The following is a 21,026-nucleotide window of genomic DNA, read 5'->3' on the forward strand; positions in this document are numbered from 1 at the left end:
GGGTAGCCATAAAGGGCGTCATGCCGCTCACTCAGGCAATCATTGGCCTACATATGCAGATGCGCTTGAATACGCACCCTACAAAAACTCAGCTAAAAAAACGTAGGAGTGTCAGTTATGGCATCAATCTAACGCCGCCAATCGCAGGCAATAAAAAACCCCGGACTGGCCGGGGTTCGATTTTACTGACTTGCTAACGCTTAGGCGCTTTCCGGACGGGTAGCCGGAGCGGTTGCCTGATGCGTGGCGCTGTGACCACCTGCAGAACCACGACCTTCGAAGCCAAACGCGGGACGAACCCAATCGCTATGACGAGCTGGTTCAGGTTCCCATGCCGGTGCCGGTGCTTTGGTCATCGGGGCGGTAGCATGATGTTTGAAGCGCGTTTCAATGGTAGTTACCGCAGTGTCACGTGCTGCAACCGGCGCATGCGGTTCCGTTACCGGTGTGACATCAGCTCCTGCAGCCACTGGCGCAGCCAGTACTTCTTCAACCTGTGCTTCCACTGCTGGCGAAACATCAGCCGGCGCCTGCTCAACAACGTCAGCCACTGCGCTAACTTCAGGCTGCGCTTCTTCAACGCTGGCCGCCGGTTCTGCTTCAGCTGCGGTTTCCTGCGCAACTTGTTCATCAGCAGCAGAAATCACTGATGGTTCTTCGTTGACGGGCGCTGCAATCGGCGTGACGTCATCAGTATTCACTACCGGCACCTCAGTGTGCGCCTGCGGTTCAACCTGATGCACGGCTTCTTCAAAGGCAACCTGCTCAACGGCCGGTTCAACAGCAGCGGGTTCAACCGTAGCGGTTTCAACAGTAGCGGTTTCAGCCACGGCGGCGGCGGTTTGTTGATAGCCGTAATCCGACACTTCATGCATGGCATCTTGCGTGGTGTACTCTTCCTGCGCTTGCGCAACCGGGTAAGAAATCCACACTTTACCGGATGCCATTTCTGGCGAAGCTGCAGCAGATTCCAGCGGCATTGCAGACTGCGTTGGGTAACGCTCGTCACGATAACGACGACGACGCTGGCCGCTTACGCGCAGGTGACGCGGTGAACGACGTGAACGACGCGGCATATTGGCGCTGTCACGGTTCTCGCTATCATCTTGCTCGTCATTGCTGGCTTCCGGATGTTCGATGTACTGAGCACGTGGTGCAGTTTCAGCGGCGGCTTCATGCACAACTGGCGCTGGCGCTTCAGCGGTGACTTCACCGGTATCGCCCACACGTACGCGTTGTGACAGCTGACGCTGTTTACGGCGCGGCATCACCTGTACACGCTCTTCTTCCTGCGCAACATTTTCGTCTACGACGTCAGCCTGAACGACCGGTTCAGCGACTTTCTGATCCTGCTGCTGAGTACGTTTTTCTTCCTGACGACGACGCTGGCGATCGGCACGCTGTTCGCGGCGCTGTTGCTGCTGCTCATCACGTTGCTCAAGTGCTTCATCGCTCAGTACAGGACGCGCTTCACGCGGTTCGTTCTGACGCTTGTTGCGACGATTGTCCTGATTGTCACGCGGTTCGCGGGCTTCACGTGGCTCACGTGCTTCGCGCGGCTCGCGTGGTTCACGCGCTTCGCGACCTTCACGCACCTGACCATTCTCGCCATTACGCGGTGTGCGCTCACGACGATTATTACGACGGTTGCTATTGTTGCGACGTTCGCCACGCTGTTGCGTATTTTCCGCTTCAACAGCCGCTGGCGTCTCTTGCTGAGTTTCAGCCGGAGCCGCAGCAGGCGTATCGCCGGCAAACAGTTTCTTCAAGCCGTTCAGCAGGCGGGCAACGAAGCCGGTGCTGGTCACTGCAGGTGCGGCAACAGCAGGTTTGGCTTTCGCTTCAACGGCTGGCGCTGGCTGTGTCTCTTTAACCACTTCAACCGGTGCTGGCGGCGCATCTGGCATCGCGAAGGCGGCCAGGGCTGGCTGCTCCGGACGACGACGCTCCGCGTGCTCTTCTTCAGAAGGCAGCGCCATTTCCGCTTCGTGCAGTTTTGGCAGATGGTAGCTCAGGGTTTGCGTCTCTTCACCGGTGCGGACACGCAGTACAGAGTAATGTGGCGTTTCCATCTGATCGTTTGGCACGATGATGGCACGCACGCCGCCCTGACGTTTCTCGATGGCGCTCACCGCATCACGTTTTTCGTTCAGCAGGTAAGAGGCCACCGGAACCGGCACGATCGCATGCACTTCTTTGGTGTTGTCTTTCAGCGCTTCTTCTTCAATCAGACGCAGAATAGACAGCGACAGCGATTCGTTATCACGGATGGTGCCGGTACCGCTACAGCGTGGGCAGACGTGATGACTGGATTCACCCAGTGACGGGCTGAGGCGCTGACGCGACATCTCCAGCAAACCGAAGCGTGAAATGTGGCTAATCTGGATGCGTGCACGATCCTGACGCACGGCTTCACGCAGACGGTTCTCGACGGCGCGCTGGTGACGCACTGGCGTCATATCAATAAAGTCGATAACAATCAGGCCGCCGAGATCGCGTAGACGCAGCTGGCGAGCGATTTCATCGGCCGCTTCCAGGTTGGTATTAAACGCGGTCTCTTCGATGTCACCGCCGCGCGTAGCACGTGCGGAGTTAATATCGATGGCGGTCAGCGCTTCGGTGCTATCGATAACAATCGAGCCGCCTGACGGCAGGCGCACTTCACGCTGGAAGGCAGATTCAATCTGCGATTCAATTTGGTAATGGCTGAACAGCGGGATTTCACCGGTGTACAGTTTGATTTTGCTGCTAAAATCGGGACGGCCTAGCGCAGCAATGTGCTGACGCGCCACTTCCAGAACTTTCGGGTTATCGATGAGGATTTCACCAATATCCTGACGCAGATAATCGCGGAAGGCGCGGACGATAACGTTGCTCTCCTGATGAATCAGGAAAGGTGCTGGGCGGCTGTCTGCCGCTTTCTTGATCGCTTCCCAGTGCTTCAGACGGAAGCTGAGATCCCACTGCAGCGATTCGGCAGATTTACCGACGCCCGCGGTGCGAACAATCAGACCCATGCCATCTGGAAGTTCCAGTGCGGAAAGGGCTTCTTTCAACTCGGTACGATCGTCACCCTCAATACGGCGAGAAATACCGCCAGCACGTGGGTTGTTCGGCATCAATACCAAATAGCTACCGGCCAGCGAAATAAAGGTAGTCAGTGCTGCTCCTTTATTACCGCGCTCCTCTTTATCAATCTGAACGATAACTTCCTGGCCTTCACGCAGCACATCTTTAATATTCGGACGACCATGTGCGTTGTAGTTGGCAGGGAAGTATTCGCGGGAAATTTCTTTCAGAGGGAGGAAACCGTGACGTTCAGCACCGTAATCGACAAACGCAGCTTCAAGGCTGGGCTCAACGCGGGTGATTTTACCTTTGTATATGTTGGCTTTTTTCTGTTCGTGTCCAGGACTTTCAATATCCAGATCGTACAGACGTTGTCCATCAACCAGGGCAACGCGCAACTCCTCCTGCTGAGTTGCGTTAATTAACATTCTTTTCATCGTGACTTACTCGTTATTCTCACATGAGTGATGTAGCTGCGGGCATCGTTACCCTGGACGAGAATCAACCGATGACCCCGTGTCTTAATGCACAGACGTCAACCTCACGGTTGTCGGCGGCTAAAGGGGCGCAAATCTTGTCGGTGGCCTGTTTTTCATAAGGAAATCCAGCGCCTGAAGGTGGAAGTGTTACAGAGTATTCAAAAATCCACTCATCCTAGTCTGTCGTCCAGGCCGCAACCCGCAGCCCGCTAAGTGCCTGATTTAACATTACGTCTTACGCCATTGCTGCGTGTCCGTTCAATCCGGCAAAATGACTTATTTCGCTCTTTTTCCTGCCTGAATCTTTCCAGGGCAGAAACACCTGCATTATTCCATTGCTCACCAACATATAGCAAGGCGACTTTTGCCAAGCTGAGAAGTTTATTCATCCTTAACCTGTTCATTTGCAGGGCTAATCATCGCATCGTTGAAAATGTCGCCATTTTCAACGTTTCGTGACGCGACAAAGAGAGAGTTAAGCACAGAAAAAGGGGTGGCGCTATCCAGGGACACTAATTAGAATCGCCGCCATGAAAACAGAGAATCCCGGCGTACAGTATGTCGCCATTACGGCTGAAAATGCCGGACAACGTATTGATAACTTTTTGCGCACCCAACTCAAGGGCGTGCCAAAAAGCATGATTTATCGCATTTTGCGTAAAGGTGAAGTGCGGGTGAACAAAAAACGCGTGAAACCCGAATATAAGCTGGAGGATGGCGACGAGCTGCGCATTCCGCCAGTGCGAGTTGCCGAGCGCGAGGAAAATACCGTTTCACCGAAGCTGGATAAAGTTGCGGCTCTGACCAACGCCATTCTGTACGAAGATGACTATTTGATGGTGATGAATAAACCCTCCGGTACAGCGGTGCACGGCGGCAGCGGATTAAGTTTTGGCGTAATTGAAGGATTGCGCGCGTTACGTCCGGAAGCGCGTTTTCTCGAATTAGTACATCGCCTCGACCGCGATACTTCTGGCATCTTGCTGGTGGCGAAGAAGCGCTCGGCGCTGCGTTCGCTGCATGAGCAACTGCGTGAGAAGGGCATGCAGAAAGATTATCTGGCGCTGGTGCGCGGTGACTGGCCATCGCATCTGAAAGTGGTGCAGGCACCACTGCTGAAGAATATTTTGCAGAGTGGTGAGCGCGTAGTGCGCGTGAGTGCTGAGGGTAAGCCCTCCGAGACGCGCTTTAAGGTTGAAGAGCGCTTCGGCTTTGCGACCCTGGTTAAAGCGAGCCCGGTGACGGGGCGTACGCATCAGATCCGCGTCCATACGCTGCATGGCGGACATCCCATCGCTTTTGACGATCGTTATGGCGATCGCGAATTTGACGCGCAGCTTAGTTCGACCGGGTTATCTCGACTGTTTCTGCATGCCGCCGCGTTGACTTTTACCCATCCCAACACCGGAGAAGTGCTGCGGATGGAGGCGCCACTGGATGGCGCACTGAAGCACTGCCTGGCCCAGCTGCGCCAGAAAAAAGCCTGATTACTCGGGCATCAACATAGCGCGTTGATGCCCGCCGCTCTTAGCATCTCATTCAAAGCAATCAGCGGTAAGCCAATTAAGGTATTGGGATCGCGTCCTTCCAGTTTATCGAACAAACAAATCCCTAATCCCTCACTTTTAAAGCTACCTGCGCATTGCAGCGGCTGCTCCTTCTCCACATAACCGCGTATCTCTTCTGCACTTAACTGACGGAAATGGACAATAAAAGGTTCGCAAATAACCCACCGTTTGCCGCTCTGCGGTTGTATCAGCGCCAGCCCGGTATAAAAGGTTATGGCATTGCCGCTGGCAGCAGCGAGCTGACGGCAGGCGTTCTCTACGGTATGCGGCTTGCCGGTAATCTCGCCATTTAACACGCAGACCTGATCGGAACCGACAATCCAGCTATTGGGATGATGTCCAGCAAGCGCCTCTGCCTTGGCTAAGGCCAGACGCTGCACCAGCTCGGGTGCCGATTCATCCATCAGCGGTGTTTCGTCACAATCGGGCGCAGCGGTAATAAAAGGCAGGCCCAATTTGTTCAGCAGCGCCTGACGAAAAGGAGAGGTAGAAGCTAATACCAAAGGTGTCATCATTTTTTTTCAGAATAGATAGCGTAAAGATGACAGTCATTTTAAACTATGCGCCGCACTGGATGCGACTAACGGGTGAAAGATGCCGTAAACCGGCCTTTTTCTTTGACTCTATGACGTTACAAAGTTAATATGCGCGCCCTATGCAAAAGGTAAAATTACCCCTGACGCTCGATCCGGTCCGCGCCGCGCAAAAACGCCTTGATTATCATGGTGTTTATGCACCTGAATTGGTGGCGCGCTTGGCCGAAACGGTCGTGAGTGTGGACAGTGAAGTTGAATGCGATATGTCGTTTGCGGTTGACAACCAGCGCCTCGCCGTTCTGCAAGGAACAGCCGAAGTGCAGGTGACTCTGTCATGTCAACGCTGCAACCAGTCGTTTCCACGTCATGTTCACGTAAGCTATTGCTTCAGTCCTGTCTCTTCTGATGAACAGGCCGAAGCACTACCGGAAGCCTACGAGCCAGTTGATGTCAATGATTTTGGTGAGATCGACTTGCTGGCGGTGATCGAAGATGAACTCATCCTCGCGCTGCCCGTGGTTCCGGTGCATGATTCTGAACACTGTGAAGTGTCCGACGCGGACATGGTATTTGGTCAATTGCCTCCAGAGGCAGAAAAACCAAATCCGTTTGCCGTATTAGCCAGTTTAAAGCGTAAGTAATAGGAGTAAGGTCCATGGCCGTACAACAGAATAAACCAACCCGTTCTAAGCGTGGTATGCGTCGTTCACACGATGCTCTGACCACTGCTGCTCTGTCAGTAGATAAAGTTTCTGGCGAAACTCATCTGCGTCACCATATCACTGCGGATGGTTACTACCGCGGTCGCAAGGTTATCACCAAGTAATCCTCGCGATTACACAAGGCGATACCTTGACACGTTTGACCCTGGCAGTTGATGCCATGGGCGGGGATTTCGGTCCCTGCGTGACAGTGCCTGCAGCCTTGCAGGCACTGGCCTCTCATTCGGAGCTGGTTCTTCTTCTGGTCGGCGATCCCGACATCATCTCGTCATTTCTTGCCAAAGCGGATTCCTCGTTACAGAGGCGTGTGCAGGTTATTCCTGCCGAATCGGTTATTGCAAGTGATGCCAAACCCTCTCAGGCAATTCGTAACAGCCGCGGCAGTTCAATGCGTGTGGCGTTAGAGTTGGTGAAAGAGGGTAAAGCGCAAGCCTGTGTCAGTGCGGGAAATACCGGCGCGTTGATGGGGCTGGCGAAAATGTTATTAAAACCGCTGGATGGCATAGATCGTCCGGCGCTGATGACGGTTTTACCGCATCAGCAACATGGCAAAACGGTGGTGCTGGATCTCGGTGCCAACGTCGAATCTGACAGCGCCATGCTGGTGCAGTTTGCGATTATGGGCGCAGTGATGGCCGAAGAAGTGCTGGAGATCGCCCAGCCGCGGGTGGCGTTGCTGAATATTGGTCAGGAAGAGACTAAAGGATTGGAAACAATCCGCGCCGCATCTGCGGTGCTGCGAGCGTCACCGCAAATCAACTATATTGGTTATCTTGAGGGGAACGATCTCCTCACCGGCAAGACGGATGTGCTGGTCTGTGATGGCTTCGTGGGTAACGTCACGTTGAAGACCATGGAAGGCGTGGTAAGAATGTTCCTCTCTCTGCTGAAATCATCAGAGGAAGGAAAAAAACGGGCCTGGTGGCTAAAATTGTTGGGGCGCTGGATTCAAAAGCGCCTGGCAAAGCGTTTCGGCCACCTCAACCCCGACCAGTACAATGGCGCTTGTCTGTTAGGATTGCGCGGGACAGTGATCAAAAGCCACGGTGCGGCGAATCAACGTGCATTTGCCGTGGCAATAGAGCAGGCAGAGCAGACGGTGCGAAGGCAAGTCCCAGAGAGGATTGCGGCGCGCCTTGACACTGTATTAGCCAGGAGTGACAAAGCGTAGATGTTTACCAAAATTATCGGTACGGGCAGCTATTTGCCTGAGCAGATTCGCTCTAACGCGGATCTGGAAAAAATGGTCGAGACGACGGACGAGTGGATTGTCACCCGTACTGGCATCCGTGAGCGCCGCATTGCAGCACCGGATGAAACGGTCGCCACCATGGGCTTCACCGCAGCACAACGCGCGCTGGAAATGGCGGGTGTGAATGCGAGCGACGTTGGCCTGATCATTGTGGCCACGACGTCCTCCAGCCATGCCTTCCCAAGTTCAGCATGCATGATCCAGCAAATGCTGGAGATCAATGACTGCGCCGCTTTCGATTTGGCCGCTGCCTGTGCGGGCTTCACCTATGCACTGAGCGTTGCCGATCAATACATCAAGAATGGTGTCGTTAAACATGCTCTGGTGATCGGCGCAGACGTGTTAGCACGTACGCTCGATCCCAACGATCGCGGCACCATTATTCTGTTCGGTGATGGCGCGGGCGCTGTGGTGCTGAGCCAGAGCCAAGAGCCAGGCATCCTTTCCACTCATCTGCACGCCGATGGCCGTTACAGCAAGCTGTTAACGCTGCCGTATCAGGATCGTGCCCATCAGGATGAGCCGGCTTATCTAACAATGGCGGGCAATGAAGTCTTCAAAGTGGCGGTAACTGAACTGGCGCACATTGTTGATGAAACCCTGCAAGCCAACAATCTCGATCGTGAAATGCTCGACTGGCTGGTGCCGCATCAAGCGAACCTGCGCATAATTAGCGCAACCGCCAAAAAGCTGGGCATGGGCATGGAGAAAGTGGTGGTCACGCTGGATCGTCACGGCAATACCTCAGCCGCTTCCGTGCCAAGTGCGCTGGATGAAGCGGTGCGTGATGGCCGTATCAAGCCGGGACAACTGATTTTGCTGGAGGCCTTTGGTGGTGGTTTCACCTGGGGTTCTGCACTGGTTCGCTTTTGATTGACAGGAACGAAAGATGACGCAATTTGCTTATGTTTTCCCAGGACAGGGATCGCAGACTGTCGGCATGTTAGCCGAGCTGGCTGCCGAAAATCCGCAGGTTGAAGCCACTTTCCGTGAAGCTTCTGACGCGCTGGGTTATGACTTATGGCAGTTAGTCCAGCAAGGACCGGCTGAAGAGTTGAATAAAACCTGGCAGACGCAGCCTGCGTTGCTGGCAGCTTCAGTTGCTATCTATCGTGTGTTGCAGAGCAAGAACGCAACGCAGCCAAAGCTGATGGCTGGTCACAGCCTTGGTGAGTATTCGGCACTGGTTTGTGCTGGTGTACTCGACTTCGCGGATGCAATTAAACTGGTTGAGCTGCGTGGCAAATTAATGCAGGAAGCGGTGCCAGAAGGCACGGGCGCAATGCAGGCTATTATTGGTCTGGACGATGCGTCCATTCGTAAAGCCTGCGAAGAGAGTGCGCAAGGCCAGGTGGTTTCACCGGTCAATTTCAACTCGCCAGGTCAGGTAGTGATCGCCGGTAATAAAGAAGCGGTTGAGCGTGCAGGTGCAGCGTGTAAAGCTGCTGGCGCCAAACGTGCGCTGCCATTGCCGGTGAGCGTGCCGTCACATTGTGCGCTGATGAAGCCGGCAGCCGATAAACTGGCGGTTGCGCTGGAAGCTATTACCTTTAACGCACCTGTCGTACCGGTAGTTAATAACGTTGATGTGAAGTGTGAAACCGACGGCGCTGCGATTCGAAGCGCGCTGGTACGTCAGCTGTATAGCCCAGTGCGCTGGACCGAAGCGGTCGAATTTATTGCTACGCAAGGCGTAGAACAGCTGCTGGAGATCGGTCCAGGCAAAGTCCTGACCGGTCTGACCAAACGTATTGTGGATAGCCTGAGTGCCGCTGCCGTGAACGATTCTGCTTCACTGAGTGCGGCGCTTACACAGGAATAAGAGGAAAAACATGAGCTTTGAAGGTAAAGTAGCGCTGGTTACCGGTGCAAGCCGTGGTATTGGTCGCGCCATTGCGGAAACGCTGGCTGCGCGCGGTGCAAAAGTGGTGGGAACCGCCACCAGTGCAAGCGGTGCAGAAGCAATCAGTGCTTACCTCGGCGACAAGGGCAAAGGCCTGCTGCTGAACGTCACTGATGCAGCCTCAATTGAGAGCGTCCTCGAACAAGTTCGCGCCGAATTTGGCGAAGTGGACATTTTAGTCAATAATGCAGGCATTACGCGTGACAATCTGTTGATGCGCATGAAAGACGATGAATGGGCGGATATCCTTGATACCAACCTGACATCGGTCTTCCGTCTTTCTAAGGCGGTTATGCGTGCCATGATGAAAAAACGCGTGGGCCGTATCATTACCATCGGTTCTGTAGTTGGGACCATGGGTAACGCGGGTCAGGCAAACTATGCGGCAGCAAAAGCAGGTTTGATTGGCTTTAGCAAATCACTGGCGCGAGAAATTGCGTCACGTGGCATTACTGTAAACGTCGTGGCTCCGGGCTTTATTGAGACGGACATGACGCGTGCACTGAACGAAGATCAACGTTCGGGTATTTTGGCAGAAGTTCCTGCAGGTCGTTTAGGTGACCCGCAGGAGATTGCCAATGCTGTTGCATTCTTAGCCTCTGACGAAGCAGCCTACATCACGGGTGAGACGCTTCATGTCAACGGCGGCATGTACATGGTCTGATAATCACGAAAACATTTGCTTTATCTGCGGTAAACACCGCAGAATAACGCAAAATCGTGGTTCGACCAGCCGGGATTTTGTTGCATCTTTTTCAACATTTTATACACTACGAAAACCATCGCGAAAGCGAGTTTTGATAGGAAATTAAATAGTATGAGCGATATCGAACAACGCGTTAAGAAAATCGTAGCTGAGCAGCTGGGTGTTAAAGAAGACGAAGTGATTAACACTGCTTCTTTCGTTGAAGACCTTGGTGCAGATTCTCTTGACACCGTTGAGCTGGTAATGGCTCTGGAAGAAGAGTTTGATACTGAAATTCCAGACGAAGAAGCTGAGAAAATCACTACCGTTCAGGCAGCGATCGACTACATCAATAGCCATCAAGGCTAATGAATATCTTCAGGCGGTCACCTCGACCGCCTGAGTTTTATGTTTGCCCCACATAGCGTTATTTTTTCCCTCCCTGGAGGACGTGCGTGTCTAAGCGTCGTGTAGTTGTGACTGGTCTTGGCATGTTGTCTCCTGTCGGCAATACCGTAGAGTCTACCTGGAGTGCTCTCCTTGCCGGTCAGAGCGGCATTAGCCTGATCGACCATTTTGATACTAGTGCCTACGCAACGCGTTTTGCTGGCTTAGTAAGAGATTTCAATTGCGATGATTTCATCTCGCGCAAAGATCAGCGCAAGATGGATGACTTCATCCAATACGGCATCGTTGCTGGTATTCAGGCTATGGCAGACTCAGGTCTGATCGTAACTGATGAGAATGCGGGTCGCATTGGTGCGGCAATCGGTTCTGGCATTGGCGGACTGGGTTTAATCGAAGATAACCACAGCTCGCTGGTCAACGGTGGTCCGCGTAAAATCAGCCCGTTCTTTGTACCTTCTACCATCGTAAACATGGTGGCAGGTCACCTCACCATTATGTATGGCCTGAAAGGCCCAAGCATCTCAATCGCAACGGCGTGTACCTCCGGCGTGCATAACATTGGTCATGCGGCGCGAATTATTGCGTATAACGATGCGGATGTGATGTTGGCCGGTGGTGCGGAAAAAGCCAGTACGCCATTAGGTGTCGGTGGTTTTGGTGCTGCACGTGCGCTCTCTACCCGTAATGACAATCCGCAGGCGGCAAGCCGTCCGTGGGATAAAGATCGTGACGGTTTCGTGTTGGGTGACGGTGCTGGCATTGTCGTACTGGAAGAGTACGAACACGCTAAGAAACGTGGTGCGAAGATTTATGCTGAAATTATTGGTTTCGGCATGAGCAGCGATGCTTACCACATGACGTCACCTCCGGAAGACGGTTCAGGCGCTGCAGCCGCGATGGTTAATGCACTGCGTGATGCGCAGCTGAACGCTGAGCAGATCGGCTATGTCAACGCGCACGGCACCTCAACGCCAGCCGGTGACAAAGCGGAAGCGCAGGCGGTGAAATCGGTGTTTGGTACTGCAGCTCACAGTGTGATGGTCAGTTCAACCAAGTCGATGACCGGTCATTTGCTGGGCGCTGCTGGTGCGGTAGAAGCGATTTATTCGATTCTGGCGCTGCGCGACCAGGCGATTCCACCGACCATCAACCTCGACAATCCTGACGAGGGTTGTGATCTGGACTTCGTGCCACATACGGCGCGCCAGATCAGCGGACTGGAGTACACGTTGTGTAACTCCTTCGGTTTTGGCGGCACCAACGGCTCGCTGATCTTCCGTAAGGTATAATCGCTCCTGAGCTATACAGAGGCCCGCAATGCGGGCCTTTTTTATATTGCTATTGTGGTGTTCAAGGTGACCAGCATGTGGATCAACGGCATACAACAAACCGAGCTTTCAGCACGCGATCGCAGCGTGCAATTTGGTGACGGCTGTTTTACCACCGCCGCCGTAATCAACGGAAAAGTTGTTTTACTGGATGCGCATCTGCAACGTCTGCGTGAGGGCTGCGAACGCTTATTCATGACTCCACCCGACCTACCGCAACTCTCCGCTGAAATGTGCCAGGCAGCTCATAGACAGATGCAGGCGGTACTCAAAGTTATTTTAACGCCAGGCGCAGGTGGCCGCGGTTACAGCCGCACCGGTTGCATCTCACCTACGCGTATTGTTTCGCTCTCTCCGTGGCCACAGCACTACGCCGCTCTGCAACAGCAGGGGGCAGTGCTCCACACTAGCCCAATACGTCTGGCGCGCAATCCGTTGCTGGCCGGTGTGAAGCATCTGAATCGCCTTGAGCAGGTAATGATTCGCCACCATCTTGACCAGACGGGCGGCGACGAGGCGCTGGTGCTTGACACTGAAGGGACGGTGGTGGAATGCTGTGCGGCCAATTTATTCTGGCGCAAAGGCGGCAACGTTTTTACGCCGCGCCTTGAACAAGCTGGCGTGGATGGCATTATGCGTCGTTATCTGATGGCACTGATGGCCGCGAATGGCCAAACTTGTCAGCTGATTGATGGCAGCAGGGACGAGGTGTTGAACGCCGATGAAGTGGTAATTTGTAACGCCCTGATGCCCGTTTTACCCGTGCGACAAATTGACGACGTTTCGTTTACCGCACGCTCGCTGTACCAGCAACTGCGCGCCAGTTGCCCGACGATGGAAGCATCATGACTCGAATGAAAAAAATTCTCGCAGGCGTAGTGGTTGTCGCAGGACTCGCCACCGCCTTTAGCTATTGGCAGATTGAACGCTTAGCCGATACTCCATTAACACTGCAGCAGGAAACCATTTACACCTTGCCCGCCGGTAGCGGCCGCGTGGTGTTAGAAGCGCAGTTGGAAAGCCAGCACATTATTCCACAAAGTATCTGGTTTGGGCCGTTACTCAAACTGGAGCCCGAACTGGCAAAGTTTAAAGCGGGTACCTATCGCCTTGAAACTGGCATGACGGTGCGCCAGCTACTGCAACTGCTGGCAAGCGGTAAAGAAGCGCAATTCCCGGTGCGCTTTATTGAAGGTTCACGCTTAACCGAGTGGTTAGCGGAGCTGCGTAAAGCACCCTATTTGAAACATACGCTGACCGACGATCAATTTGCCACCGTTGCTGCTGCGCTCAAGCTTGAGGTTAACCAACTGGAAGGCAGCTTCTATCCAGACACCTACCTTTATACCGCCAATACCAGCGATGTGGCGCTGCTGGAACGTGCGCATGCGCGTATGAATAAACTGGTTGATGAGATTTGGCAGGGGCGCATGGATAATCTGCCTTACAAGAAAGAGCAGGATTTAGTCACCATGGCGTCTATCATCGAAAAAGAAACCGGTGTAAGTGAAGAGCGCGCGCGCGTGGCATCAGTGTTTATCAATCGCCTGCGCACCGGCATGAAACTGCAAACCGATCCCACTGTCATTTATGGCATGGGTGATAGCTATGCTGGCACGCTAACGCGTAAAAACCTGGAAACGCCAACCGATTACAATACCTACACCATTAGCGGCTTACCGCCGGGACCGATTGCGATGCCAGGCCGTGCGTCACTCGAAGCGGCGGCGCATCCAGAGAAGACCAACTACCTCTATTTCGTCGCAGATGGCAAAGGTGGACACACCTTTACCACCAATCTGGCCAGCCATAATAAAGCGGTGCAGGTCTATCGGTTGGCCATGAAGGAAAAAAATGAAAAGTAAGTTTATCGTCATCGAAGGTCTGGAAGGCGCAGGCAAAACCACCGCACGTGATGCGTTAGTTGCCGTGCTGCATGAGCATGGCATTAATGACGTCGTCTTCACGCGTGAGCCCGGCGGTACGCCATTGGCGGAACAGCTGCGGGTGTTGGTGAAGCAGGGCATCGAAGGTGAACAGGTTACCGATAAAGCCGAGCTGCTGATGCTGTACGCAGCTCGCGTGCAGTTGGTCGAGAACGTGATTAAACCCGCGTTGGCACGCGGTGCCTGGGTAGTCGGCGATCGTCACGATCTCTCATCACAAGCGTATCAGGGCGGCGGACGCGGCCTGGATGTGCAACTGATGACCACGCTACGCGATGCGGTGCTGGGCGATTTCCGTCCCGATCTGACGCTGTATCTCGACGTAACGCCAGAAATTGGCTTACAGCGCGCTCGGGCTCGCGGTGAGCTGGATCGTATCGAGCAAGAGTCGCTGCGCTTTTTTGAACGCACACGTGAACGCTATTTAGCGCTGGCGGCTGAGGATCCTACCATCCTGACCATTGACGCCACACAAAACATCGCAGACGTGACACTGTCACTTAAAAATGCATTACGTCACTGGCTGGCAGATCAATCGGTATGAACTGGTATCCGTGGCTGAATCAGCCTTATCGACAGATCATCGCGCGTCATCAAAGTGGTCAGGCACATCACGCCTTGCTGGTACAGGCCATTGAAGGCATGGGCGATGATGCTCTGATATGGGGCGTAAGCCGTTGGTTGATGTGTTTGCAGCCGGAAGGGCTGAAAAGCTGTGGGCACTGCCACGGCTGCCAACTGATGCAGGCGCACACGCATCCGGATTGGTATCGCCTTGAAGCGGAGAAGGGCAAGTCTTCGCTCGGCATTGACGCGGTGCGCGATGTTACTGAAAAGCTTTACCATTTCGCCCAGCAGGGCGGCGCGAAGATCGTCTGGTTGCCCGACGCGTCACAGCTGACCGAAGCCGCTGCCAATGCGTTATTGAAAACGCTGGAAGAGCCACCGGCCAACTGTTGGTTTTTCCTCAGCGTGCGCGAGCCTTCGCGATTGCTGGCCACGCTACGCAGTCGCTGCATGACGTGGCATCTGTCGCCGCCGGAAGAGGCTCTGAGTTTGCAATGGTTGCAAAAACAGCAGCCGCAGCCGGAAGCTAAACTGCGTGCAGCCTTGCGCTTGAGTAATGGCGCACCTGCGGCCGCGTTGACGCTATTACAGCCTGAACGCTGGCAGGCACGTGAAACGCTGTGTGAGACGCTGATCAAAGCGCTTAACGGCGATGTGCTGCAACTGCTGCCCGCGCTGAACAGCGAGGATGTCGCCGAGCGTCTTAGTTGGTTGATTTCGCTGCTGGTTGATGCAATGAAAGTGCAGCAGGGCGCGAGTCACTGGCTAAGTAACGGCGATCGTCCCGATGTGGTTACGCAACTGGCGCAGCAAATGAATAGCAGCTCGCTGAACAGCAGCGCGCAGCAGTGGATGCAATGCCGCGATCAACTGCTGCATGTAGCCGCGCTCAACCGTGAATTAATGCTCACCGATCGTTTACTCGCCTGGGGACGTTTACTCTCACCAGCAGTCGTCGGCTAAGCGAAAAAGAGATTTCTATGTTTATTGTCGATTCACACTGCCATCTTGATGGCCTTGATTACGAAAAACATCATCGCGATCTGGATGATGTCATCGCAAAAGCCGCCGCGCGCGATGTGAAGTTTATGCTCGCGATCGCCACCACCTTGCCGGATTACTACAAAATCAAACAGCTGGTTGGCGACCGTGAAAACATTGCGTTGGCCTGTGGCGTACATCCTCTGAATCAGGAGGCGCCGTACGACGTTGAAGAGTTTCGTCGCCTGGCCGCGGAGGATAGCGTCGTGGCGCTGGGTGAAACCGGGCTGGATTACTTCTATCAGCAGGAAACTAAAGCGCAGCAGCAAGCCTCGTTCCGCGAGCACATTCGCACCGGCATCGCACTGAATAAACCGATTATTGTGCATACGCGCGATGCGCGTGAGGATACGCTGGCGATTTTGCGTGAAGAGCAGGTAGAAAAATGTGGTGGCGTGCTGCACTGCTTCACTGAAGATAAGGAAACCGCGGCCAAGCTGCTGGATCTCGGCTTTTATATCTCTTTCTCCGGCATTTTAACGTTCCGCAACGCCGAGCAGATCCGCGATGCGGCGCGCTATGTGCCGCTGGATCGTATGCTGGTGGAGACGGATTCACCCTATCTGGCGCCGGTGCCGCATCGTGGTAAAGAAAACCAGCCCGCATTTACCCGCGATGTTGCGGACTACATGGCGGTGTTAAAAGGTGTCGATATTGAGACGCTGGCCGCAGCCACCACGGAAAATTTCTCCCGCCTGTTCCATATCCCAATGAGCCGTCTCGGCTGCTAACTGCTTTATTTCAAACACTGTAATTAATCACAAATCATACAGCTGCACTGCGTCTTCATCGACGCAGGCAGTGTTTTATTGCTGTTTATTAGCTCAAGTCAGTAAGAAATGACTGAAAGGACAGGCCTAGCCTTAGCGAAATGTGATGGCCGTCAATTTAACAATTAGCGATTTATTTTACTCTTCGTAATAAATCAAAAGACGCTCAGCGTCACCCCGGCGAAGGATCCTCCCCCTGAGCCATGCGCACTGCGCAAAAAAATTGCACTCATACTCAGGAGTTTCTATGTTCAAGAACGCATTTGCGAACCTGCAGAAAGTAGGTAAATCGCTGATGTTGCCGGTATCGGTTCTGCCGATTGCCGGTATTTTGTTAGGTGTTGGTTCTGCAAACTTTAGCTGGCTGCCGGAAGTGGTTTCCCACGTAATGGCCGAAGCGGGTGGTTCGGTATTTGCCAATATGCCGCTGATCTTTGCGATTGGTGTAGCGCTCGGCTTTACCAATAACGACGGCGTTTCAGCGCTGGCGGCTGTGGTTGCTTACGGCATCATGGTGAAAACCATGGCGGTGGTCGCGCCACTGGTGCTGCATATCTCGGCTGCGGAAATCGAAGCTAAGCATCTGGCAGATACCGGTGTGCTCGGCGGGATTATTGCCGGCTCGATTGCTGCCTATATGTTTAATCGCTTCTACCGCATCAAGCTACCTGAGTATCTCGGCTTCTTTGCGGGCAAGCGCTTTGTGCCGATCATCTCGGGCCTGGCGGCGATTTTCACCGGTGTGGTGCTGTCGTTCATCTGGCCACCAATCGGTACCGCGATTCAGGACTTCTCGCAGTGGGCAGCCTATCAAAACCCGGTGGTCGCCTTTGGACTGTACGGTCTGATTGAGCGTTCGCTGGTGCCGTTTGGTCTGCATCACATCTGGAACGTTCCTTTCCAGATGCAGATAGGTGAATTCACCAATGCGGCAGGTCAGGTATTCCACGGTGATATTCCGCGCTACATGGCGGGCGACCCAACCGCAGGCAAACTGTCTGGCGGCTTCCTGTTCAAAATGTATGGTCTGCCAGCCGCTGCTATCGCGATTTGGCACTCGGCTAAACCAGAAAACCGCGCCAAAGTGGGCGGCATCATGATCTCGGCCGCGCTGACCTCGTTCCTGACCGGTATTACCGAACCGATCGAGTTCGCCTTCATGTTCGTCGCGCCGATTCTGTATGTGATCCACGCGATTCTGGCAGGTCTGGCATTCCCAATCTGTATTCTGCTCGGTATGCGTGACGGCACCAGTTTCTCACACGGTTTGATCGACTTTATCGTGCTGAGCGGCAACAGCAGCAAAATCTGGCTGTTCCCGATTGTCGGCATCATTTACGGCCTGATTTACTACACCGTATTCCGTTTCCTGATTGTGAAACTGAACCTGAAAACACCTGGCCGCGAGGACACTGCAATGGAGCAGAGCAGCGCAACCGGCAGCGAAATGGCGGGCAAACTGGTTACCGCGTTTGGTGGTAAAGAGAACATCACTAATCTGGATGCCTGCATTACCCGTCTGCGCGTGAGCGTGGCGGATGTGGGTAAAGTGGATCAAGCTGAATTGAAAACGCTGGGTGCACGTGGCGTCGTGGTGGCAGGTTCAGGCGTTCAGGCAATTTTCGGTACTAAGTCCGATAACCTGAAAACCGAAATGGATGACTATATCCGCAGTATGTAACCTAAGTTGGTGGGCAGAGCCGGTGCGATGAAGCGGCGTCAGATCGTAAAGACGCCATAAACCATCCCTGGGGCTCGCCCCAAGCCATCCATGGCTTGGGATGCTTTACTCCTCTGCCGCCGCTTCAACGCACTTTAATTTCGGTGCCTAAAAATGCCCTCCAATGAGGGCATTTTTTATTATAAGTAGACCCGCAAATACTCCGTCAAACACAGCAGCGCCATTGCCTGGCCATAAGGCATCGAGGTAAGCGGTATCTGGCGGTAATACTCTAGATCGCTGCCCATTGCCGTGCCGAACGATACCTGCTTCAACTCCCCATCCTGGTCGATATTGCCGATTACCCCGCGCAACGCTTTCTCCGCCATGGGGAGATATTTTGCGGAGAGATAATGTTTGCGCACCGCCTTGAGAATGCCGTAGGCGAAACCGGCGGTAGCAGAGGCTTCAGGGTAGCTGTTGGGATCGTCGAGCAAGGTATGCCACAAACCGCTGCTGTGCTGACAACTGCTCAGTGCCTTCACCTGACTCTCCAGCACCTGCTGCAGGAAACGGCGCGTTGCATGCTGTTGAGGCCAGTTCATCATTTCGAGAAAATCAGGGATCACGATGGTGAGCCAGCTGTTGCCACGCGCCCAACGTGCGTTGGCAAAATTGTGTCGCCCGTCAAACGTCCAGCCGTGGAACCACAAACCGGTTTGGCGATCCATCAAATATTGGGTATGAATCAGGAACTGATAGCTGGCTTCCTCCACAAACTCTGGGCGATCGAGCAGCTGACCAATCTTCGCCAGCGCCATCACGCTCATCATTAGCGTATCGTCCCACAGCTGTTGGGTATTTTCGTTGTTATAGACGATGTGCTGCAAGCCGCCTTGCTCGGTGCGTGGCATCTCATACATTACCCATTCTGCCCAACGCTCCAGCACTGGCCGCCATGCCGCATTTCGCGTCTCTTCATAACGGTAGGCCAGCGTCAAAAACGGACAAACCGTATTGACGTTCTTGGTCGGCGTACCTTCCGCCAACCGCGTACTGAACCAGTCATCAATAATCTTCAACGTCGCCTGATCGCCGGTTTGTTGATAATAGTGCAGCATGCCGTATAGACCGATGCCATGCGTCCACTCCCAACCGGCCCAGCCTTTAGTATCGATCACCCGCCCATCGTCAAGGCGCAGCAAAAACTCACCGCTATGGTCGGTAATATTCACCAGATTCTGCGTGAGCTGATGAATCAACTGCACCAGTTCGGTTCGTGGCAACAGATACTCAGGTTGACGTAGCAATGCGCTGTGCTTTACAGGAAATACAGTCATGGTTCATTCCTATCATTAATCAGGGTAGTAGGTAGAGAAGGTAAAGATCGCGGCTGGCTCGGCAGCGGCGGCGCAGCCGCTTTATGCCGATTGAGATAACCGACGTTGTTATTGCCCCACAGATTTTCATACGGCATGCCCGCCAGCATTTCGACGATGCCGCGCGCCTGTGGCGTAATGCGTTCAGGCACCACGCGTCCGGCTGCGCGCATCTTCAGCGTCTCTTCACGCAGCACGGTGTGAGTTTGCAGGTTGAGCTTGAAACGCAGTGAGATAATGAAGCCGCAGGCCAGCACGCAAAGGGTGCCAACGCTGAGAATCGCCAAAATGGTATGGCCGACGGCAGGTACCTGGGTGGTTTGGCCGGAGGAGAAACCGGCTAACTGTAATACGATGCCGACAAACATCACCGCACCCGCCTGCGACGCCTTACGCGTCAGCGTCATAATGCCGGCGAAGATGCCTTCGCGACGCTGGCCGGTAATCACTTCATCGACGTCAGCAATATAGGTGTAGGTGTTCCACGGCACATAATTGATGCCGCCGCGACCAAGGCCGGCAAGGCCTGAAATCAGTACCAGCAGCGTGAAGTTGTCGTTCATGCCGGCGTACCACAAGCCAGCGTAGGAGAGGGCGCTGAGACCGAACAGTACGACCACCATGCGATAGGCGGGGGCGGGTCCAAGGCGGATACACAGCGGAATCATCGCCATCACCGCAATAAACTGCATCACCGCCATGGTGCCCATCAGATTGGACGCGATTTGGGCACTTTGCATCAACACAAACACCACATACCAGGTGAAAACCGCGTTGAACACGTCCTGCGCAATATAGCCGCCAAGATACATCCCAAGATGCTGACGAAAAATGCGAATGCGCAGCGTTGAGGCCAGCTCGGTGTAGAGGCGTTTCAGGCTCTGCATCAGCGTTAGCTGTGATTTCTCCTGCTCTGCACGACGTGATTCGGCAGAGAAATCGTCTGGATCGCGCTCCCAGGTAAACAGCCACACCAGCGTTAACACCAGCGCACAAATTACCGAGAACACCAGGCTGGCGTAGAAGAAGGAGATAGGATTTTCTTTGCCAAACCAGCCAATCAACACGCCCGGCAGGAATGCCGCCAGAATGGCCGAGAGTTGCGCCAGGCCAATACGCGCGCCGGAGAAGCGGGTTTTCTGTTTGAAATCGTCGGTCATCTCCGGTACCAGCGTTTCATAAGGCACCAGGATCATGGTGTAGACCATATCGAACAGCAGATAGGTCAGCAGATACCACCAGAAACTCATGTCGCCAACCCACATCAGGCTGTAGCTGAACACACAAGGGATGCCGAGCAGGATAAAGAACTTGCGGCGGCCAAAACGTTTGCCAAGCCAGGTTGAACCGAAGTTATCGGTCAGGAATCCCATCAGCGGGCTTACGACCGCATCCAGCACGCGGGCGGCGGCAAAAATGAAGGTGGCCTGAATCGGCGAGAGCCCGCAAAAGGTGGTGTAGAAGTAGAGCAGCCAGGCGGCAGTCAGCGCCGTGGTGCCTGCACCGAGGAAATCCCCGGAACCATAGGCCAGATAATGGCCCAGGCCAATCTTACGAGAGCGCATGGCAGGTTCTCCTTGAATTAGTCGGTAAACACATCCCTCATCACTCCGTACAACTTGCTCGGATTGGATTGAAAGTAGAGCGGCTTAAGCCGGCAAACCTTCGTGATTTCGCAATGCTTTAAAACGTCGTGGCAAAATCACAAAGAAA

20 protein-coding genes are annotated in these 21,026 nt (G+C 54.0%); 15 read left to right on the plus strand and 5 right to left on the minus strand.

The genetic code is table 11. From position 1 onward, the window contains the following. Positions 1–200 precede the first annotated feature (200 nt). Complete coding sequence (gene rne, locus WH298_RS17275; RefSeq protein WP_180823413.1) at positions 201–3,506, minus strand: ribonuclease E; 3,306 nt, start codon at positions 3,504–3,506, stop codon at positions 201–203. A 251-nt stretch (positions 3,507–3,757) separates the two neighbouring features. Next, positions 3,758–3,937 (minus strand): hypothetical protein, encoded by a 180-nt coding sequence (locus WH298_RS17280; RefSeq protein WP_152929112.1) that lies wholly within the window; start codon positions 3,935–3,937, stop codon positions 3,758–3,760. 141 nt (positions 3,938–4,078) lie between these two features. Between WH298_RS17280 and rluC the strand changes: the two genes are divergently transcribed. Next, positions 4,079–5,035 (plus strand): 23S rRNA pseudouridine(955/2504/2580) synthase RluC, encoded by a 957-nt coding sequence (rluC, locus tag WH298_RS17285; protein WP_007885787.1) that lies wholly within the window; start codon positions 4,079–4,081, stop codon positions 5,033–5,035. A gap of 11 nt (positions 5,036–5,046) precedes the next feature. On the opposite strand, the gene WH298_RS17290 is transcribed toward rluC, so the two are convergent. Further along, positions 5,047–5,628, minus strand: coding sequence for a Maf family protein (locus WH298_RS17290; protein ID WP_180823738.1), 582 nt, complete (start codon positions 5,626–5,628; stop codon positions 5,047–5,049). A gap of 143 nt (positions 5,629–5,771) precedes the next feature. On the opposite strand from WH298_RS17290, the gene yceD reads away from it, so the two are divergent. The 14 genes from yceD to ptsG all read left to right on the plus strand — a co-directional run bounded on the left by yceD (position 5,772) and on the right by ptsG (position 17,955). Beyond that, positions 5,772–6,293, plus strand: a complete 522-nt coding sequence (yceD, locus tag WH298_RS17295) for a 23S rRNA accumulation protein YceD (protein WP_007885785.1) — start codon at positions 5,772–5,774, stop codon at positions 6,291–6,293. A gap of 14 nt (positions 6,294–6,307) precedes the next feature. Further along, positions 6,308–6,478, plus strand: coding sequence for a 50S ribosomal protein L32 (rpmF, locus tag WH298_RS17300; RefSeq protein WP_007885783.1), 171 nt, complete (start codon positions 6,308–6,310; stop codon positions 6,476–6,478). A gap of 26 nt (positions 6,479–6,504) precedes the next feature. After that, positions 6,505–7,545, plus strand: a complete 1,041-nt coding sequence (gene plsX, locus WH298_RS17305; protein WP_180823414.1) for a phosphate acyltransferase PlsX — start codon at positions 6,505–6,507, stop codon at positions 7,543–7,545. Next, positions 7,546–8,499, plus strand: a complete 954-nt coding sequence (locus WH298_RS17310) for a beta-ketoacyl-ACP synthase III (RefSeq protein WP_007885779.1) — start codon at positions 7,546–7,548, stop codon at positions 8,497–8,499. It begins immediately after the preceding gene. A 16-nt stretch (positions 8,500–8,515) separates the two neighbouring features. Then, positions 8,516–9,448: an ACP S-malonyltransferase gene (gene fabD, locus WH298_RS17315; RefSeq protein ID WP_180823415.1), complete on the plus strand. Its 933-nt coding sequence runs from the start codon at positions 8,516–8,518 to the stop codon at positions 9,446–9,448. A gap of 10 nt (positions 9,449–9,458) precedes the next feature. Next, positions 9,459–10,193, plus strand: coding sequence for a 3-oxoacyl-ACP reductase FabG (gene fabG, locus WH298_RS17320; RefSeq protein ID WP_007885776.1), 735 nt, complete (start codon positions 9,459–9,461; stop codon positions 10,191–10,193). A gap of 153 nt (positions 10,194–10,346) precedes the next feature. Then, on the plus strand, positions 10,347–10,583 hold the full coding sequence (gene acpP / locus WH298_RS17325) for an acyl carrier protein (RefSeq protein WP_007885774.1): 237 nt from the start codon (positions 10,347–10,349) through the stop codon (positions 10,581–10,583). 86 nt (positions 10,584–10,669) lie between these two features. Further along, on the plus strand, positions 10,670–11,911 hold the full coding sequence (gene fabF, locus WH298_RS17330) for a beta-ketoacyl-ACP synthase II (RefSeq protein ID WP_180823416.1): 1,242 nt from the start codon (positions 10,670–10,672) through the stop codon (positions 11,909–11,911). Positions 11,912–11,986: 75 nt separating this feature from the next. Next, the gene (gene pabC, locus WH298_RS17335; protein ID WP_180823739.1) at positions 11,987–12,799 is read left to right on the plus strand and encodes an aminodeoxychorismate lyase; all 813 of its coding nucleotides are present in this window, start codon (positions 11,987–11,989) and stop codon (positions 12,797–12,799) included. Next, positions 12,796–13,815 carry an endolytic transglycosylase MltG gene (gene mltG / locus WH298_RS17340; protein WP_180823417.1) on the plus strand — a complete coding sequence of 340 codons (1,020 nt, stop codon included), beginning with the start codon at positions 12,796–12,798 and terminating at the stop codon, positions 13,813–13,815. The genes pabC and mltG overlap by 4 nt, the downstream gene beginning before the upstream one ends. Continuing rightward, on the plus strand, positions 13,805–14,440 hold the full coding sequence (gene tmk / locus WH298_RS17345; RefSeq protein WP_180823418.1) for a dTMP kinase: 636 nt from the start codon (positions 13,805–13,807) through the stop codon (positions 14,438–14,440). Before mltG ends, tmk begins: the two co-directional genes overlap by 11 nt. Further along, the gene (gene holB / locus WH298_RS17350; RefSeq protein ID WP_180823419.1) at positions 14,437–15,426 is read left to right on the plus strand and encodes a DNA polymerase III subunit delta'; all 990 of its coding nucleotides are present in this window, start codon (positions 14,437–14,439) and stop codon (positions 15,424–15,426) included. Before tmk ends, holB begins: the two co-directional genes overlap by 4 nt. A gap of 17 nt (positions 15,427–15,443) precedes the next feature. After that, complete coding sequence (locus WH298_RS17355; RefSeq protein WP_180823421.1) at positions 15,444–16,235, plus strand: metal-dependent hydrolase; 792 nt, start codon at positions 15,444–15,446, stop codon at positions 16,233–16,235. A gap of 286 nt (positions 16,236–16,521) precedes the next feature. Continuing rightward, positions 16,522–17,955 (plus strand): PTS glucose transporter subunit IIBC, encoded by a 1,434-nt coding sequence (ptsG, locus tag WH298_RS17360; RefSeq protein WP_049851105.1) that lies wholly within the window; start codon positions 16,522–16,524, stop codon positions 17,953–17,955. Between the two features lie 179 nt (positions 17,956–18,134). On the opposite strand, the gene bglB is transcribed toward ptsG, so the two are convergent. Both bglB and WH298_RS17370 read right to left on the minus strand, forming a co-directional pair. Further along, on the minus strand, positions 18,135–19,274 hold the full coding sequence (gene bglB / locus WH298_RS17365; RefSeq protein ID WP_180823423.1) for a beta-galactosidase BglB: 1,140 nt from the start codon (positions 19,272–19,274) through the stop codon (positions 18,135–18,137). Beyond that, entirely contained in the window at positions 19,271–20,878 is a 1,608-nt protein-coding gene (locus WH298_RS17370) for an MFS transporter (RefSeq protein ID WP_180823424.1), read from the minus strand. The genes bglB and WH298_RS17370 overlap by 4 nt, the downstream gene beginning before the upstream one ends. Between the last annotated feature and the right edge of the window lie 148 nt (positions 20,879–21,026).

Source organism: Pantoea nemavictus (genome assembly GCF_037479095.1).
GTDB lineage: Bacteria > Pseudomonadota > Gammaproteobacteria > Enterobacterales > Enterobacteriaceae > Pantoea > Pantoea nemavictus.

Bases quoted from the DNA above. Each gene is read 5' to 3' on its own strand.
- rpmF (WP_007885783.1), top strand. From the start codon at position 6,308: ATGGCCGTACAACAGAATAAACCAACCCGTTCTAAGCGTGGTATGCGT.
- WH298_RS17370 (WP_180823424.1), bottom strand. From the start codon at position 20,878: ATGCGCTCTCGTAAGATTGGCCTGGGCCATTATCTGGCCTATGGTTCC.
- mltG (WP_180823417.1), top strand. From the start codon at position 12,796: ATGACTCGAATGAAAAAAATTCTCGCAGGCGTAGTGGTTGTCGCAGGA.
- rne (WP_180823413.1), bottom strand. From the start codon at position 3,506: ATGAAAAGAATGTTAATTAACGCAACTCAGCAGGAGGAGTTGCGCGTT.
- ptsG (WP_049851105.1), top strand. From the start codon at position 16,522: ATGTTCAAGAACGCATTTGCGAACCTGCAGAAAGTAGGTAAATCGCTG.
- WH298_RS17280 (WP_152929112.1), bottom strand. From the start codon at position 3,937: ATGAATAAACTTCTCAGCTTGGCAAAAGTCGCCTTGCTATATGTTGGT.
- WH298_RS17310 (WP_007885779.1), top strand. From the start codon at position 7,546: ATGTTTACCAAAATTATCGGTACGGGCAGCTATTTGCCTGAGCAGATT.
- WH298_RS17290 (WP_180823738.1), bottom strand. From the start codon at position 5,628: ATGACACCTTTGGTATTAGCTTCTACCTCTCCTTTTCGTCAGGCGCTG.
- fabD (WP_180823415.1), top strand. From the start codon at position 8,516: ATGACGCAATTTGCTTATGTTTTCCCAGGACAGGGATCGCAGACTGTC.
- tmk (WP_180823418.1), top strand. From the start codon at position 13,805: ATGAAAAGTAAGTTTATCGTCATCGAAGGTCTGGAAGGCGCAGGCAAA.
- acpP (WP_007885774.1), top strand. From the start codon at position 10,347: ATGAGCGATATCGAACAACGCGTTAAGAAAATCGTAGCTGAGCAGCTG.
- yceD (WP_007885785.1), top strand. From the start codon at position 5,772: ATGCAAAAGGTAAAATTACCCCTGACGCTCGATCCGGTCCGCGCCGCG.
- pabC (WP_180823739.1), top strand. From the start codon at position 11,987: ATGTGGATCAACGGCATACAACAAACCGAGCTTTCAGCACGCGATCGC.
- bglB (WP_180823423.1), bottom strand. From the start codon at position 19,274: ATGACTGTATTTCCTGTAAAGCACAGCGCATTGCTACGTCAACCTGAG.
- rluC (WP_007885787.1), top strand. From the start codon at position 4,079: ATGAAAACAGAGAATCCCGGCGTACAGTATGTCGCCATTACGGCTGAA.
- holB (WP_180823419.1), top strand. From the start codon at position 14,437: ATGAACTGGTATCCGTGGCTGAATCAGCCTTATCGACAGATCATCGCG.
- WH298_RS17355 (WP_180823421.1), top strand. From the start codon at position 15,444: ATGTTTATTGTCGATTCACACTGCCATCTTGATGGCCTTGATTACGAA.
- fabG (WP_007885776.1), top strand. From the start codon at position 9,459: ATGAGCTTTGAAGGTAAAGTAGCGCTGGTTACCGGTGCAAGCCGTGGT.